Source organism: Streptomyces sp. NBC_01233 (assembly GCF_035989305.1).
Taxonomy (GTDB): Bacteria; Actinomycetota; Actinomycetes; order Streptomycetales; family Streptomycetaceae; genus Streptomyces.
Genome location: NZ_CP108514.1, coordinates 7,434,429 through 7,450,559, shown reverse-complemented (window position 1 = coordinate 7,450,559; position 16,131 = coordinate 7,434,429). Strand labels below are relative to the sequence as shown.

The 16,131-nt window shown below is 73.4% G+C and carries 11 protein-coding genes; 2 read left to right on the top strand and 9 right to left on the bottom strand.

Features of this window, described 5'->3' with window-relative positions:
* Positions 1-112: 112 nt before the first annotated feature.
* The 6 genes from OG332_RS34895 to OG332_RS34870 all read right to left on the bottom strand — a co-directional run bounded on the left by OG332_RS34895 (position 113) and on the right by OG332_RS34870 (position 5,325).
* A complete protein-coding gene (locus OG332_RS34895; protein ID WP_327417185.1) occupies positions 113-1,855 on the bottom strand; it encodes a pyruvate dehydrogenase in 1,743 nt (580 codons plus the stop codon).
* Positions 1,856-1,931: 76 nt separating this feature from the next.
* Positions 1,932-2,909 carry a protein phosphatase 2C domain-containing protein gene (locus OG332_RS34890; RefSeq protein WP_327417184.1) on the bottom strand — a complete coding sequence of 326 codons (978 nt, stop codon included), beginning with the start codon at positions 2,907-2,909 and terminating at the stop codon, positions 1,932-1,934.
* Between the two features lie 217 nt (positions 2,910-3,126).
* A complete protein-coding gene (locus OG332_RS34885) occupies positions 3,127-3,462 on the bottom strand; it encodes a hypothetical protein (protein ID WP_327417183.1) in 336 nt (111 codons plus the stop codon).
* 800 nt (positions 3,463-4,262) lie between these two features.
* On the bottom strand, positions 4,263-4,712 hold the full coding sequence (locus OG332_RS34880) for a PA domain-containing protein (protein WP_327417182.1): 450 nt from the start codon (positions 4,710-4,712) through the stop codon (positions 4,263-4,265).
* Positions 4,658-5,062 (bottom strand): hypothetical protein, encoded by a 405-nt coding sequence (locus OG332_RS34875; RefSeq protein ID WP_327417181.1) that lies wholly within the window; start codon positions 5,060-5,062, stop codon positions 4,658-4,660. The genes OG332_RS34880 and OG332_RS34875 overlap by 55 nt, the downstream gene beginning before the upstream one ends.
* A gap of 29 nt (positions 5,063-5,091) precedes the next feature.
* Positions 5,092-5,325, bottom strand: coding sequence for a hypothetical protein (locus OG332_RS34870; RefSeq protein ID WP_327417180.1), 234 nt, complete (start codon positions 5,323-5,325; stop codon positions 5,092-5,094).
* 198 nt (positions 5,326-5,523) lie between these two features.
* Here OG332_RS34870 and OG332_RS34865 point away from each other — a divergent pair, with 198 nt between their 5' ends.
* On the top strand, positions 5,524-6,501 hold the full coding sequence (locus tag OG332_RS34865) for a helix-turn-helix domain-containing protein (protein WP_327419476.1): 978 nt from the start codon (positions 5,524-5,526) through the stop codon (positions 6,499-6,501).
* Positions 6,502-6,525: 24 nt separating this feature from the next.
* A complete protein-coding gene (locus OG332_RS34860; protein WP_327417179.1) occupies positions 6,526-7,011 on the top strand; it encodes a DUF456 domain-containing protein in 486 nt (161 codons plus the stop codon).
* 168 nt (positions 7,012-7,179) lie between these two features.
* Here OG332_RS34860 and OG332_RS34855 read toward each other — a convergent pair whose 3' ends face one another.
* The 3 genes from OG332_RS34855 to OG332_RS34845 are packed head-to-tail and all read right to left on the bottom strand — an operon-like array spanning position 7,180 to position 16,123.
* Positions 7,180-7,518, bottom strand: a complete 339-nt coding sequence (locus OG332_RS34855; protein ID WP_327417178.1) for a nuclear transport factor 2 family protein — start codon at positions 7,516-7,518, stop codon at positions 7,180-7,182.
* A 17-nt stretch (positions 7,519-7,535) separates the two neighbouring features.
* Positions 7,536-8,759 (bottom strand): hypothetical protein, encoded by a 1,224-nt coding sequence (locus OG332_RS34850; protein WP_327417177.1) that lies wholly within the window; start codon positions 8,757-8,759, stop codon positions 7,536-7,538.
* An 8-nt stretch (positions 8,760-8,767) separates the two neighbouring features.
* On the bottom strand, positions 8,768-16,123 hold the full coding sequence (locus tag OG332_RS34845; protein ID WP_327417176.1) for a non-ribosomal peptide synthetase: 7,356 nt from the start codon (positions 16,121-16,123) through the stop codon (positions 8,768-8,770).
* Positions 16,124-16,131 lie beyond the last annotated feature (8 nt).

The window sequence follows — 16,131 nt, the reverse complement described above, 5'->3', positions numbered from 1 at the left end:
CAACTTCCCGTTCTTCGCCCCCACCCGCACGGCGATGTCCCTCCCCGCGTCCACGCTCTCGAACAGGTCTACGGGATGCATGCCCCCCGAGGGGGTCCGCACTCCTGCGGGCTTACGGGCGGGGCACGTTACGGAGGTTGGATCGAGCCATCTGGATCATGCGACCCACCCCTCCGTCCAACACGATCTTGCTGGCGGACAGTGCGAATCCGGTCACCATCTCGGCGCTGATCCTCGGTGGAATCGACAGGGCGTTGGGGTCCGTCACCACGTCCACCAGAGCGGGCCCCTTGTACCGGAAAGCGTCCTTCAAAGCCCCTGTGAGCTGCTTGGGCTTCTCGACGCGGACCCCGTACGCGCCCGCCGCGCGGGCGATCGCGGCGAAGTCGGGGTTCTTGTTGGTCGTCCCGTAGGAGGGCAGGCCGGAAACCAGCATCTCCAACTCGACCATTCCGAGGGATGAGTTGTTGAAGAGGACCACTTTGACGGGGAGGTCGTACTGCACCAGGGTGAGGAAATCTCCCATCAGCATCGAGAAACCGCCGTCGCCCGACATCGACACCACTTGACGGTTCCGGTCGGTGAACTGTGCGCCGATGGCCTGCGGGAGGGCGTTGGCCATGGAGCCGTGGCTGAAGGAGCCGATGATGCGCCGTTTGCCGTTCGGGGAAAGATAGCGCGCCGCCCACACATTGCACATGCCGGTGTCGACGGTGAAAACGGCGTCCTCGTCGGCCAGTCCGTCGATGACCGCGGCCACGTACTCGGGATGGATCGGGGTGTGCTTCTCGACCTTGCGCGTATAGGCCTTCACCACCCCTTCCAGCGCGTCCGCGTGCTTCTTCAGCATCCGGTCCAGGAAGCGGCGGTCCGTCTTGGCCTTCACCCTCGTGTTCAGCGCGCGCAGGGTCTCCCGTACGTCTCCCCAGACCGCGAGGTCCAACTGGGATCGACGGCCGAGGTGTTCGGGTCGGATGTCCACCTGGACGATCTTCACGTCGTCGGGGAGGAAGGCGTTGTACGGGAAGTCCGTGCCGAGCAGGATCAGCAGATCGCACTCGTGGGTGGCCTCGTAGGCCGCGCCGTAGCCCAGCAGCCCGCTCATGCCGACGTCGTACGGGTTCTCGTACTGGATCCACTCCTTGCCGCGCAGGGCGTGCCCGACGGGCGCCTTGACCCGGCCGGCGAACTCCATCACCTCGGCGTGCGCCCCGGCCGTGCCGCTGCCGCAGAAGAGCGTGACCTCGTCCGCCTCGTCGACGAGGCGGACCAGCTTCTCGATCTCGCCGTCGCCGGGCCGCACCGTGGGGCGGGCGGTGACGAGCGCGTGCTCCACCGCCTTCTCCGGGGCGGGCAGGGCCGCGACGTCCCCGGGCAGGGCGACCACGCTGACCCCGCTGCGGCCGACGGCGTGCTGCACGGCGGTCTGGAGCAGACGGGGCATCTGCGCGGGGTTCGAGATCAGCTCGCTGTAGTGGCTGCACTCGCGGAACAGCTGGTCGGGGTGGGTCTCCTGGAAGTAGCCGAGGCCGATCTCGCTGGAGGGGATGTGCGAGGCGAGCGCGAGCACCGGCGCCATCGAACGCTGGGCGTCGTACAGCCCGTTGATCAGGTGCAGGTTCCCCGGGCCGCAGGAGCCCGCGCAGGCGGCGAGGCGGCCGGTGATCTGGGCCTCGGCGCCCGCGGCGAAGGCCGCCGTCTCCTCGTGGCGCACCTGGATCCAGTCGATGTCACCCGTCCGGCGGATCGCGTCCACGACGGGGTTGAGGCTGTCGCCGACGACTCCGTACACCCGCCGCACGCCGGCGCGCACGAGGATGTCGACGAACTGCTCCGCCACGTTCTGCTTGGCCATGAGGGGGGCACCCTTCCCGGTCTCCGGTCCGGTCTCTCCGACACGCGTGCCTCCCATCCAGCCATGTATGCGCCGGTTACGCCTCCCAGACCGCGGCGGCCGTGCGGTCGTCGGCGTACCCCTTGAGGCGGAGCTGGGTGTCCGCGAGGAAGGCCGCCAGGCCCGGCGGCTCCGCCTCGCTCCAGCGGGCGGCGAGCTCCGCCGTGAGCGCGGCCTCCTCCCGCATCGGCTCCGCCAGGCCGCCGGAGCACAGCAGCAGGGTGTCCCCCGGCCGGGCCACGGCCGCGCGGAACCGGAAACCACCCTCGGTGTCCTCGGCCTGCCCGGCGGGTTCCAGGTCCTGCCACTGGCCCGAACGGAGGCGGAACAGCCCGCCCGCGCCGGCGCCGAAGCAGACCCTCGTGCGGCACTCCGGGTCCACGGGGAGCAGCAGCCCGCGCAGCCCGGCCGTGTACGCCGCCTCGGCGAGCCCCAGTTCGGCGGCCCGGGCCCGGAGCCGGCCGTAGCCCCGGTCGGTGAGCCGCTGGAGGCCCGAGCGCAGGGCGTCGCGGCGCCCGGCGCGGATGTCCTCGGCGAGGCGGCTCTGGCTCCGCCCGACGGCCGCGGCGACCGTGCGGCACAGCTCGGCGGCGGCCTGCGCGGCCCCGGGCGCGGCCCGGTCCCCGCCGGCCAGGGCCACCAGGACCAGGGCGTCGTCGCCGCCGCCGAAGCGGGCGGTGAGCAGGAAGTCCCGGCGGGCCTCGCCGCGGAAGCGGGCGGAGTCCCCGCGCAGGGAGGCGGCGCGCAGGGTGTACGTGCCGTAGCGGGCCCCCTCCAGCACGGTGTCCGGGGTCAGCCCGTCGAGGGCGGCCGGGTCGGCGGGCGGGAGCGCGCCCGGTTCGGCGGCGTAGGTGGGGGCGCGGTCGCCGAGGTGGTGCACCTCGGGCCGCCGCTCCGCCGGGGCGTCCGCTGCGGGTACGGGTACGGGTACGGGCGCGGGCTGCGGCACCTCCTCGGTCCGGTCCTCCCGGCGCGGCGCCTGCGCACGCCGGGCCGGCAGCTCGGGCCCGGCCACCGGCGGCACCTCGACACCCCCGAGCGCGTACCCGGTGGCCCCGCCCGCACGAGGATCCCGCGGCGCGCCGACACCCACCGGGGCCGAGGGCGACGTCGGGGGCGCGGGCGGGCCCGGGGGCGTAGGCGGGGCCGAGGCCGCTGACGCAGGCGGGGCCGCAGACGAAGGCGGGCCCGAGGCCGCAGGCTGTCCCGAGCCCCAAGGCGGGGCCGAGGCCTCAGGCGAAGGCCGTGGCAAGGCCGTGGGTGAAGCCGCAGACGCAGGCGGCGGTGGCGGAAGCGGAAGCGGTAGCACAGGCGGTGCCGGCGCCGAGGGTGGAGGCGGTGCCGGCGGCTGCGCCGGCGCCGAAGGCTGTGCCGAGCCCCAAGGCGGGGCCGAAGCATCGGGGGAAGGCCGTGACGAGGCCGAGGGCGGGGCCGCAGACGAAGGCGCGGCCGAGGCCGCAGGCCCAGTGGAAGGCGGAGCCGGGGGCGCCGGCGGAGTCGAGGCCGCATGCGGGGCTGATGCCGGTGCCGAAGACGGGGCCAAAGGTGCGGGCGGAGCCGGCGCCCAAGGCTGCGCCGAGGCCGTAGGCGAAGGCTGTGGCGGGGCACCGGGCGGAGGCGGGGCCGAGGCAGTAGGCGGAGGCGGGGGTGGCGGGGCGTACCGCTCGGCGGGTGACGGCAGTTCCGCTTCGGGCGGGGACTCCGGGGCCGGGCGCGGGCCCGGAAGCACCGGCGGGGGCGGCGGCGGGACGTACCGCTCGCGGGGCGACGGCACTTCCGGCGCGGGCGGTGGCTCCGGAGCCGGGCGCGGGCCCGGAAGCAGCGGCTGTGTCCGGCCCGGGTCGCCGGGCCCGGCGTCCCGCATCGGAACCGGCCCCGGTGGGCCGCCGTCCCGCCGGAACGCGTCCGCCACCGGCGGCCGGGCGGGCAGGCCCGCGTCCGGGGCCACAGCCGGTCGCGGGCCCGGCAGCGGCCCCCGCTCCGGCGCCTGCTCCGGCCCCCACTCCCACTCCCGCTCCGGCGGAGGCGGTGACGCGGGTACGGCCGGGTCCGCCGTCACCCCCGCCGCCGAGCGGAACCGGTTGTCCAGGGTGTCCCCCGGGTCGGCTTCCGGCCCGGCGTCCGGATCCTCGTAGAGCTTCTGCCACCAGTCGTCCGCGCCCTGCTGACTCATGTCCCCATTCTCGGCCCCCCGCACGGGCGGAAAACGCCGAACGCACGAAATCGGCCTTGGGGAACATCGGTACAGAGGTCAACGCGGTTCTCGTACGCGCGGCGGGACTTGCGCCGAGCCGGGATCGCCGGGCCGGCGGTGGACCGCGGGCGCGGTGCCGAACCGCAGGCTGTGGTCCTGGGCGGCGCCGTACGGTCACGCCGTAGGCGAGCGTGGTCCGTTCGGCCCGTTCGGCGGACTCCTGCCCGGCCCCGTCTTCAGCCGGGCCAGGAGCGCCTGCCCCTCGGCGGCCTCGATGGCCATCGTGGGCAGCGCGCCGCCCGCGTAGCCGGTGAAGGCGACCCAGCGGCCCGGGGCCTCGCGGTGGGCGAGCACCGCCTTGGCGCCGGCGGCCTCGGCGTTCCGCGCGACCTCGTACAGCGCGCCGTCCACCGCCTTCACCAGGACGACCGCGTCCTTGGCGCCGGCGGCGGCGAGCTCCTCGGGGGTGCCGGAGCCGGCGTCGACCAGCGGGGCACTGCCGGTTCCGTCGAGGTTGTCGCTGCCGGTGGAAGCCGTGATCGGGTGCAGGACCGGGCCGCCGACGGCCTTCAGCTCGGAGATCTGGAGCGCTCCAGGTTCGCCCGGACCTTGCCGTCCAGCCACAGCTTCTTCAGCCCGCCCGAGACGGAGCGCGCGCGGGCGTCCGTACCGGTGACGTCGGCCCAGAAGGCAGCGGCCTGCTCCTTGTCGGCGGAGAGCGCGACGGCGCCGATGGAGCCGAGGACGAGCGAGCGGTCCGCGCCGCGGGGCGCGGGCGGGGCGCTGCGCGCCACGTTCACGGAACCGTCGTAGACCGCGATGAGCGGGAGCTTCTTGGTGTGCGCGTCGTCGTAGCCCTGCCGGACGAGGCCGGTGACGTTGAAGAGCTCGTGGTCGGCCCGGCCCGCGGCGAGCGCCTTGACCGCACTCTCGGGGTACACGTACAGGTCCTTGCCGGACTGCCTCGTCTGCACGAGCGGCTGCGAACCGTCCTCGCGCGGCATCACGGTGGCGGCCGGCCGGCCGCGTCCGTGGAGACCAGGATCCGGTCACCCGTGACGAGGGTGACGGTGACGGGGGCCGTGGGCTGCTTTCCGGCCGCCTCGCTCCCGACGAGTGGTCTCTTTCCCGCTCCAGGTGCTCCGTCGACCGGCTGCGCCGTCGACGGGCCGACGGCGGTGACGGCAAGGACGGCCGCGGTGGCCGCCCCAAGTGCCGTACGCGATATCGGGCGCATCGCTCTCCCCAGGTGAATTCCGGCCAACTGCTGCATTGCACGGCAAAGCTGCCGCGTAAATGGCTTCTGGCCAGCGGATGTTGGTGCTGCGGTGGCGCCACCTTGGCAGAGGGGCGGGGGGTGCGGCGATGATGTCCGCGGCGGGTTTGCGCCGTGGCCGCTTCCCGCCAGGCGCTGTGTCGAAAGGTGGTGGACGGGTTGCTGGGTGCCATAGGCCTCGACGAGGGGCAGGAGTCGGCGTACCGCGTGCTGGTGGCGCTGGGTGCGGCGGAGGTACCCGACCTCGCGCACCGGCTGACGCTGCCGGTGCCGCAGACCGAACGGGCCCTGCGCCACCTGGAGCGGCACGGGCTCGCGGCGCAGTCCTCGGCCCGGCCCGGACGCTGGGTGGCGGCCCCGCCCGGGGTCGCGCTCGGGGCCCTGCTGACCCAGCAGCGGCACGAGCTGGAGCAGGCGGAACTGGCGGCGGCGCTGCTGGCGGAGGAGTACCGGGCGGAAGCGGCCGAGCCGGCGGTGCACGACCTCGTGGAGGTGGTGCAGGGCGCGAGCGCGGTGGCGCACCGCTTCCGCCAGATCCAGCTGGGGGCCGAGAAGGAGGTGTGCGCGCTGGTCAGCGGCCGGCCGCAGGTGGTGACCGGGACGGACAACGAGGCCGAGGACCGGGCCTGCGTCCGCGGTGTCGACTACCGGGTGGTGATCGAGCGGGAGGTGCTGACCCTGCCGAGCGGGATCCGGGAGGCCTCCACGGCCCTGGCCCGGGGCGAGCAGGTCCGGGTGACCGGGCAGGTCCCGACGAAGCTGGTGATCGCGGACCGGACGCTCGCGATGGTTCCGCTGACGGTCCGCGGCGCGGAGCCGGCGGCGCTGGTGGTGCACGCGTCGGGGCTGCTGGAGTCCCTGACGGGCCTGTTCGAGGCGGTGTGGCGGGAGTCGCTGCCGCTGCGGCTGGGGCCGACCGGCTCGGCGGAGGAGTCCGACGGCTGCCCGGACTCCACGGACCTGGAGATCCTGTCCCTCCTCCTGGCGGGCATGACGGACGCGAGCGTGGCGAAGCACCTGGAGCTGGGTCTGCGGACGGTGCAGCGGCGCGTCAAGGGCCTGATGGAACTGTCCGGGGTGACGACACGCCTGCAGCTGGGCTGGCACGCCTACGAACGGGGCTGGGTGGCCCGATAGGCCCTGGTCGGTCAGGCTGAGCAGATGGATCTGCCTCAGCTGCTCCTGGTGGGGCTGGTGCTGCTGCTCGGGGTACTGGGGGTGCTGGTCCCGGGTGTGCCGGGCACCTGGCTGGTGTGGGCGGGGCTGCTGTGGTGGGCGCTGCACGTGCGGTCGGCGCTGGCGTGGTCCCTGCTCGTCTCGGCGACGGCCCTGCTGCTGGTGGTCCAGGTGGTGAAGTGGCAGTTGCCGCCGCGGCAGGTGCGGGGGCTGGGGATCACCCCCCGGACGGCGGTGTTCGCGGGGGCCGGCGCGGTACTGGGCTTCGTCCTGGTCCCCGTACTGGGAACGGTCCCGGGCTTCGTGGGCGGCATCTACCTCTGCGAGCGGCAGCGCCTGGGGACGCACGGCGAGGCGTGGGCGTCGGTACGGGCGGTGATGCGGGCGGTGGGGACCAGCGTGCTGGTGGAGCTCTTCGCGTGCCTGCTGGTGGTGGGGGCCTGGGTGGGGGCGGTGGTGGCGGGGTCGTAGTCGTGTCCCCGGGGGCCGGTGCGGGACCCGCGTCCCGGCGGCGGGCCCGAAGGACCGCACCCGGAGTGCCCGGAGGCGCCGCGGAGAGCTTCGATCCCGCTCTCCCCGGCGCCTCCCGGGGCCGCCGCGGCGGCCCCGGATCACCGGCGGCCCCGGCCGGACCGGTCGTCAGACCACGAACCACACCTTCTCGATGCGGTCCGGGCCGACCTCGTACATCGCGACGGCCGATCGGGCCTCGCCGCCCATGAAGCCGGTGACGCGTTCCTGGTCGATCACGATGCGGCCGTGCGTGACGCGGGAGACGAGTTCCGCGTGCAGGTCCGGGCTCGACTCGAAGAGGGTGGCGTAGCGCTCCGCGAACGCCGGACCCGAGCGGTCGGCCATCACCTCACCCGACGGGAAGGCGTGCACCGGCACGTCCTTCACGTAGAAGGCGAGAAAACCCTCCAGGTCACGCGCGTTGTAGGCGGCGAGCTGGCCGTCGACGATCTCCTCCGGAGACATCCGGCGAGTTCCTTTCCTCATCCCGCCGGCACCAGGGTGCGGCGGGAACGTGTACGGATGACGAGCAGCGCGCCCGCCAGTGCGATGCCGCCGGCCACGTGCACCAGGTCGAGCAGCAGCAGACCGGAGGGAATCTCCAGCAGCAGGCCGACGAACTGCTCACCGAGGCCGAACACCACACCCAGATAGAAGATCATGCTCGCCCTGACCTGTCCGAGCCGGTCCGCGGGGGCCGGTTCCAGGATCCGGGCGTTCGTGAAGTGGATCCAGTAGGCGTTGACGAAGGTCAGCACCACGTACAGGGCCATGTGCACGGCGAAGGCGGACCGGCCCGACACCGCGCTGACCACGCCGCAGCCGGTCAGGACCGCGGCGAACACCAGCGCCCAGCGCTGGGCGAGGGCGGGCCGGCGCAGCAGCGGAGCGGTGACCCAGAATGCCAGGCCGTAGAAGAACCACGCACCGGAGAAGGCGATCCCCGTCGGCACCAGGTCCTGGGCCTCGGCGAGCACGCTCGCGTAGACCATCATCCCGGAGAGGCTGACCAGGAAGCCGATCTGGAGCAGGTTCCAGGGCCAGAGCCGGGGCAGCCAGTAGCTCTTGACGGCGTCCGCCCCGCGTGCGAGGACATTGCCCCAGCCGAGGTCGAACCCGCCCGTGCCCGGGGCCCCCGGCTCGCCCGGTGCCCCGGGCCGCTCCAGCCGGGGGGCCAGCAGCGACAGCACCAGCACCGAGGCGGCGAGGTCGAAGACGAGCGCCACCACGAGGGTCCGGGCGGTCCACGCCGGTACGGCCGCGCAGATCACGGCGGCGAACACCATGGCGCCCTGCGGTGAGGTCACCATCTGCAGCACGGCGCCCTGCGAGCTGGAGCCGGAGACGTCGGCGAGCAGCCGGTAGGCCAGCACCGAGCTCGCGCCCACCAGGGCGAACCGCACCGCCGTCCACACCAGGACGAAGTCCGGACCGGCCGTGCCCAGCCAGGTCGTGAGCAGGAACACGACCGCCAGGACCAGCTGGAGGCCCTGGAGCAGGGCGAACTTCCGGTGGATCAGCCCGCGGTCGGCCCATACGCCGACCAGCAGGGCGCCCACCACGCCCAGCACCTGGCGCTCCATGCCCAGCAGCCCCACCAGCGAGTCGGAGTGGGTCTGGGCCGCGAAGCTGGGCACCAGGAGCAGCCACAGCACCGTCGAGCCGAGCGAGCTCAGCAGGATCGTCGAGAACGTCGCACGCATCATCGTTTTCTTCACCGGCCCAGGACGGCGACGCCGCCGTCGAGCAGCAGGCGCAGCGGCACGCTGACGCCGAAGGTGTCGCGTACGGCCGTGGCCAGCCGCAGCGCGGTCAGCGAGTCCAGCGTGCCGACGGCGTCCGGATCCCCGCAGATCCTGCTGACGAGCGCGTCCAGCGCCGCGGGGTCGATGCGTTCCGCGCCCTCGACCCGGGCCGGCAGCGCCGCGTTGCCGCGGTCGTAGCCGTCGGGGGCCGCGTGCGCGGGCCGGGGCAGCCGCGCGAGCGGCCCGGCGGTGCGGTTCCCCGCCGCCTCGTCGCCGAGCAGTTCTGCCAGGACCGCCTCGTAGACCTCGGCGACGTCCCGTACCGCTGCCCGGCCGAGAACGGAGGCCGCCGCGTTGAAGTTGACCCGCATCCGGCGCGTGAACAGGTCGGCGTTGAAGGTCACCAGCAGCGCGAAGTCCGAGTGCTCGAACCACTTCAGGTCGCCGATCACCTGTCCGCCGTCCGCGCCGAGCCGGTCGGCGTAGGCGCTGAAGTTGACGAAGTTGAACGCCGTCTCCACCAGGCGCCGGCCGCCCATGGCCTGCTGGATGGAGGCGTACGCGTAGCGCCGGTGCGGCAGGTGCTCGTGACCGATGCGGTTGACGTCCGCGAGGAGCTCCGGCCAGGAGCCGCCGGTCCGGGCGCGCAGCGGCACGATGTTGAGGAACAGCCCCACCATGCGCTCGGCGTCCACGTGTTCGGGCCGGCCGTGGCCGAAGACGCCGGTGGTCACGTCCTCGGTGCCGGTGATCAGCGACAGGGCCCGGAAGTGGGCGGCCAGGCAGACGTCCTTCACGGACACCTGGTGGCGGGCGGCGAGCTCGGCCAGCTGGTCGTAGCGCGACTCGTCGAGCAGCAGCTCGGCCTCCGCCCAGCGGGCGCCGGGTTCGGGCAGGCGCGGCAGCTTGGTGTAGCCGGCTCCGTCCAGCAGGCCGGTCCAGTACGCGCGGGCGGCACTGTCGTGCTGGGCGGCCAGCTCCAGGCGTACGTAGTCGCGGTAGGCGAGCGGTGCGGGCGCCGGCGCGGTGCGCGGCTGTCCGGCGAGCACCCTGCGGTAGTCCTCCAGCAGGCGGGCCATCAGACCGGAGAAGCTCCAGCCGTCGATGACGGCGTGGTGGAAGCTGACCGACAGGTGGAAGGAGCCGGCGGAGGCCCGGTGCACGAAGAAGCGCATCTGGGTGGGCGCGCTCCACAGGAAGCCGGTGCTCTTCTCCGCTTCGAACCACGCGTCGACGGCGGCGTCGCGGGCGGCCTCGCCCAGGTGCGAGAGGTCGTGGACGGTGAGGTTGACCTGTCCCTTCTCGTGCACGAGCTGCAGGGGCACGCTGTACCCGGTGAGTGCGAAGGAGGTCTTGAGGATCTCGTGCTCGTCGACCACGGCCGTCAGCAGGTCCTGGAGCACCTCCTGGTCGAAGGGGAGGTCGATGCGGTAGCGGATCAGGTCGTGGAAGACGGCCTGGGCGGGGTCGGTCTCCGTGTGGAAGATCATGCCCAGCTGGAGCCGGGTGGCCGGGTAGGCGTCCTCCACCCCGGCCGGGACCGCGTCCCGGTCCTTCTCCGGAAGCAGGTCGAAGGGCCGGCTCGGGGCCTCGTCGGCGCTGTGGGCGGCCGCGGCGATGAGGCCCTGGTCGGTGAGCGCACGGATGGTCTGGACGCGGAACAGGTCGTTCAGCGCCACCTCGAAGCCGGCCCTGCGCAGGGCCCCGACCAGCCGGATGCCCTGCAGGGAGTCACCGCCGAGCCCGTGGTAGGTGTCGTCGACGCCGACCCTGGGCACGCCCAGGACGTCCTGCCAGACGGCGGCCAGCCGGGACTCCACGTGGTCACGCGGTGCGGCGTACGCATGGGCGGCAGCGGCCAGGTGCTCCTCCGGGTCGGGCAGGGCCCGCCGGTCGGTCTTGCCGTTGATGGTCAGGGGCCACTGCTCCACCTCGATCAGGAAGCTGGGCACCATATACCCGGGCAGTCTGTCGGCGAGGTGGGCGCGCAGCTCTGCGGCGTCGACCGGTTCACCGGACGCGGGCACGTAGTACCCGGCCAGGGCCTTGCCCCCGGTGCGCCGGGTGAAGGCCAGCACCAGGGAGGAGTCGACCCCGGGGTGGGAGGTCAGCGCGGCCTCGATGTCGCCCGTCTCGATGCGGTAGCCCTGGATCTTGACCTGCGCGTCGCCGCGGCCCAGGTACTCGACCTCGCCGCCGGGCATCCGCCGGGCCAGGTCGCCGGAGCGGTACGCCCGGACGGGTCCGTGGCCGAGGTCCAGTTCGACGAACCGCTTGGCGTTCTCCTCGGGCCGGCCGAGGTAGCCGCAGGCCACGCCCGCGCCGGTCACGACGAGTTCGCCGACGGTGCCCACGGGGACCGGCCGGCCGGCCCGGTCCAGCAGGTACATGCCGAGGTCCGGAATGGGCTCGCCGATCATGCTGCCCGGGGCGGTGGTGTCGGCCGCGGTCACCGGACGGTAGGTGACGTGCACGGTGGTCTCGGTGATGCCGTACATGTTGACCAGCTGCGGCCGGGAGTCGCCGAAATGGGCGAACCAGTCGGTGAGCGAGGCGAAGTCCAGGGCCTCGCCGCCGAAGACGACGTGGCGCAGGCGGACGTCTTCACGCCCGGCCCGAGCCATGATCGCGTGCTTGACCTGGGCGAACGCCGACGGCGTCTGGTTGAGCACGGTCACGCCCTCGGTGACCAGCAGGTCGGCGAAGTCCTCCACCGAACGGCTCACCCAGTACGGGACCACGACGAGGCGGCCGCCGTACAGCAGCGCGCCCCACAGCTCCCACACCGAGAAGTCGAAGGCGAAGGAGTGGAACAGCGACCAGGTGTCCTCCTCGCTGAACCCGTACCAGTGCTCGGTCGCGCCGAACAGGCGCAGCACGTTGCCGTGGGTGACCAGTACGCCCTTGGGGCGCCCGGTGGATCCGGAGGTGTAGATGACGTAGGCCGGGGACTCGGCGGTCAGCGTGTGTCCGGGGGCCCGGTCGGTGCCGTCGCCGACGAGTTCCGCCAGGGCCTCGGCGGTGCCGGACACCGTGGCGCGGTCGGGGAAGAGGCCGCACACCTCGGGGGTGGCGACGACCAGCCGGACGTCCGCGTCCTCGACCGTCGTACGGATGCGGTCCTCGGGGTAGCCGGGGTCGATGGGCACGTACACGGCGCCGGCCTTGAGGGTGGCCAGGATCGCGAGGACCATTTCCAGGTCGCGGTCCAGGGCGAGGGCCACGAGGTCACCGGGGCGGACGCCGCGCTCGGCGAAGCGGTGGGCCAGGGCGTTGGCGCGGCGGTCCAGTTCCCGGTACGTCAGGGTGCGGCCGGCGCAGGAGACGGCGGTGGCGTCGGGGTGCTTGCCCGCCATCGCCTCGAACCGGTCCACCAGGGTGCGGTGGCCTTCGAGTTCGGGCGCCGCGGGGCGGGCGGGCGCCGGCAGCAGCTCGGCCCGCTCCGCCTCGGACAGCGGAACGGTGTCCGACCAGGCGGTGTCGCCGCCGGCTGCGAGGGCCTGGAAGCAGCCCAGGTAGTAGCCGAGGTAGCGGTCGACCTGCTCGGCGGAGAACTGGCCGGGGTCGTAACCGATGCGGTACTCCCAGCCGCCTTCGTAGGCGTTGGCTCCGACGTACACCACGAGCGGGGCGTTGGTCTGCTCGAAGTAGTCCACCGAGACGACGGCCGGCTCGCGGTCCGGCGCGTCCGCGGCGTCCCGCTGGTGCACGTGGAAGTTGGTGAAGTTGAAGAGCACGTCGAAGGCCGGGCCGCCGTGCAGCTTCTGGATGGCGGGCAGCGGGTACCAGCGGTGCGGCTGGACGCGCTGTTCCAGCTCGAAGCAGCGCTCGGCCAGCCACCGCCAGCTCTGCTCGGGGTCCAGCCGCAGCCGGAAGGGCAGGGTGTTGAGGAACATGCCCAGGGCGTGTTCGGCATCCTCCACTTCGGGGCGGCCGTTCGCCACGAGGCCGGTGGTGACGTCGTACTGGTTGGCGATCAGGGACTGCACGCGCAGGTGCGCGGCGAGGAACACGCTCTTGAGCGGCACCGACCACTGCGTGGCGCGCTCGCGCAGCGCGGTGAGCAGGCCGTCGTCGAGCGGGCGGGCGCTGACGACGACTTCGGCGGCCGTCTGCTGTCCCCGGGCGCCCTCCCCCAGCCTCGGGACCTCCGTGAGCTGGCTGCCGGCCAGTTCCGTGGTCCAGAACGCGCGCTGCGCCGGATCGCTTTCGGCCGCGTCCTCCAACTCGGCGTAGCGGCTCTGCAGCGCGGGTACGGCGGCGGCGGCGGTGGTGCGGCCGGCCAGCCGGTCGCCGTAGCCGCGCACCCACTCCTCCACCAGGGAGGCGACGCTCCAGCCGTCGAGGATGGCGTGGTGGAAGCTCAGCCCGAGGACGACGCGGCCGGGACCGGTCAGGAAGAACCGTGCGCGGTACGCGGGTCCCGGGCCGGCCGGGTCGACGGGGCGGCCCTTCTCGGCCTCGGCCCAGGCGGCGACGGCGGCGAGCGGATCGGCCTCGGTGCGCAGGTCCACGACCTCGGCGGGCGGATTCGGGGTGTCCTCGACCACCATGTGCGGCCGGTCGAAGGACTCCAGGTCGAAACGGGCCCGGAGAACGGCGTGACGTTGCGTCAAGTCACCCCATGCGGAGAGGAGTTCGGCCTCACCGATACGGGGCACGTCCACGTGGTAGCGGAAGATGTCGTGGTAGACGGGGACGTCCGGTTCGACGCTGCTGTGGTAGATCATGCCCTGCTGGAGGGCGGAGGCCGGCCACGCGCGGGCCGGTTCGGCATCGGCGGGCACGGCGGCTGCGTCCACGGCGACGGGCTCGGCCCGGCGGACCACGGCGGCCAGGTCGGACAGCACCTGGTGGGCGAAGACCTCGCCGACCGACACCTCGTACCCGGCCTGCCGCAGCGCGGCCACCACCCGGATGGCGAGGATGGAGTCACCGCCCAGGGCGAAGAAGCTGTCCCGGGCGCCGACCCGGCTCACTCCGAGGGCGTCGCTCCAGGTCGCGGCGAGCAGCCGTTCCACCGCCGTGGCCGGCTCGGTGAACTCCCGTTCGGGGTCGTTCTGCTGCCGGGGCGCGGGCAGCGCGGAGACGTCGCGCTTGCCGTTGTGGTTGGTGGGGATGGCGGGGACGGTGACGACGAACTGCGGCACCATGTACGAGGGCAGTTCGGCGGCCAGCGCCGCCCTCAGACCGGCTTCGTCGAAGTCCGGGCCCGCGATCACGTAGGCACACAGGGCCTTCTCGCCACGGTCCCCCGCGACCGCCGTCACGGCGCACTCGGTGACGCCGGGCGCGCCACCGGCCAGGTGTTCGATCTCGCCGAGTTCGATCCGGTAGCCGCGGATCTTCACCTGGGTGTCGAGCCGGCCGAGGTACTCCAGGGTGCCACCGGGCAGCCAGCGCGCCAGGTCGCCCGTCCGGTAGATGCGGCCGTAGCCGTCGGGGCCGGCTACGAACCGGTCGGCCGTCAGTTCGGGAGCGTGCAGGTAGCCGCGGGCCAGGCCGACGCCGGAGATGCACAGTTCGCCGGGGACGCCCAGCGGCGCGAGGCGCCCGTCCCGGGTGCGGACGATCAGGCGGATGTTGTCGATGGGGCGGCCGATCGGCACCGACCGGGTGGCGTCGAGGCTGTCGCAGTTGAACCAGCTGACGTCGACGGCTGCCTCGGTGGGCCCGTAGAGGTTGGCCAGCAGGGTCTGCGGGAGAGCGGTGTGGAACAGCTCCACGTGGGCGGCGGCGAGCGCCTCACCGCTGGCGAACACCCGGCGCAGGGTGCCGAGGCTGCCGGAGGTCCCCGACGCCTGGGTGTACGTCAGGAAGGCGTGCAGCATGCTGGGGACGAAGTGCATGGTGGTGGCCCGGCTCTCGGCGATCCGGTCCGCGATGCGCGCCGGGTCCCGCTCCGCACCGTTGGGCAGGGTGGCGACGGCCGCGCCCGCCAGGGACCACCAGAAGATCTCCCACACCGACACGTCGAAGGTGAACGGCGTCTTGTGCAGGATGATGTCGTCCGACCCGAGGGGGTAGCCGCGCTGCATCCACCACAGCCGGTTGACGATGGCGCGGTGTTCGACGACGACGCCCTTGGGCTTGCCGGTCGAACCCGACGTGTAGATCACGTAGCAGGCGTCGCCGGGGCCGGTGACGGGGTCGAGGTCGCTGTCGTCGGTGGCCAGGTTGGCCGGGTCCGCGACGTCGAGGACGGGCCGGTCGCCGAGGACGGCCGCGGTCTCGGCGGTGGCCAGCACCAGGCCGGTGCCGCTGTGGTCCAGGAGGTACTGGATGCGGTTGTCCGGCAGGGTGGGGTCGATCGGCAGGTAGGCGCCGCCCGCCTTGAGCACGGCGTAGATGGCGGTGAGCATGGCCGCGGAGCGGGGTACGCAGACCCCGACGATGCTGCCGGCGCCGACACCGCGCCCGCGCAGCGTCCGGGCCAGCCGGTTGGCGTCGGCGTTGAGCCGGGCGTACGTGGTGCCCGAGCTGTCGGCGACGGCGATGCGCTCGCCGTTCTCGCGGGCGCCCTGCTCCAGGAAGGAGTGCAGCAGCCGGTCCTCGGGGAAGGGCGCGTCGGTGTCGTTGAACCCGGCGATGAGGGCGAGGTCGGCGGCGGAGGGCGCGCGCAGCTCGTCGGTCGTCGTCGCGGGGGCCGTGGTGAGGGTGTGCAGCAGGGTGCGGTAGGTCTCCAGCAGCCGGCCGGCGGTCTCCTCGGTGAAGAGGGTGGGGTCGTAGCGCAGGCCGACGCGGGCTCCGTCCGTGCCGGTGGTGAGGGTGAACAGCAGCGGGGTGCCGGCACGTTCGGCGTCCTCGGGGCCGAGGTCCCCGTCCACGTCGGCCATGAAGTCGGTGGGGCGGCTGTCGCTCCGCTCCAGGATGTGCGCGACGGGTACGTCGAGGTTCCCGGCGGCCTCCAGGTAGGCCGCGCGGACGGCACGGAGCACGTCCTTGGCCTCGGCACCGGCCGGCAGCCGGACGTCGAGCGGAAGGGCGCGGTTGGCCACGGCGCCCGGGGCCGCGGCCGGGGCGGACGGCGCGGGCACGAAGACGACCACGTCGTCCCGGTCGGTGGTACGGGCCGCCAGGAGGGACAGGGCCGTGGCGGCGACGGTGCGCAGGAGGACGGCGTCGCCGGAGGTGATGCGGTCCAGGGCGGTGACGGTGTCGGCCTCGAGGGTGACGGCGGTCGTCCGGGGCTCGCCCGCTCCGGGACGCAGGTGGTCACGGATGACCTGGACCGGCTCCGTCCAGTTCTGTCTGCGGGTCTCCCAGTACTCCTGCTGCGCGGGGTGGGCGAGGAGTGCTTGCTGGGCCTGAAGTGCGCTGGTCATTCGGGGTC

Coding starts and splice junctions, on each gene's coding strand:
- OG332_RS34845 (WP_327417176.1), bottom strand. CDS start 16,123: ATGACCAGCGCACTTCAGGCCCAGCAAGCACTCCTCGCCCACCCCGCG.
- OG332_RS34860 (WP_327417179.1), top strand. CDS start 6,526: ATGGATCTGCCTCAGCTGCTCCTGGTGGGGCTGGTGCTGCTGCTCGGG.
- OG332_RS34855 (WP_327417178.1), bottom strand. CDS start 7,518: ATGTCTCCGGAGGAGATCGTCGACGGCCAGCTCGCCGCCTACAACGCG.
- OG332_RS34850 (WP_327417177.1), bottom strand. CDS start 8,759: ATGATGCGTGCGACGTTCTCGACGATCCTGCTGAGCTCGCTCGGCTCG.
- OG332_RS34870 (WP_327417180.1), bottom strand. CDS start 5,325: ATGCGCCCGATATCGCGTACGGCACTTGGGGCGGCCACCGCGGCCGTC.
- OG332_RS34895 (WP_327417185.1), bottom strand. CDS start 1,855: ATGGCCAAGCAGAACGTGGCGGAGCAGTTCGTCGACATCCTCGTGCGC.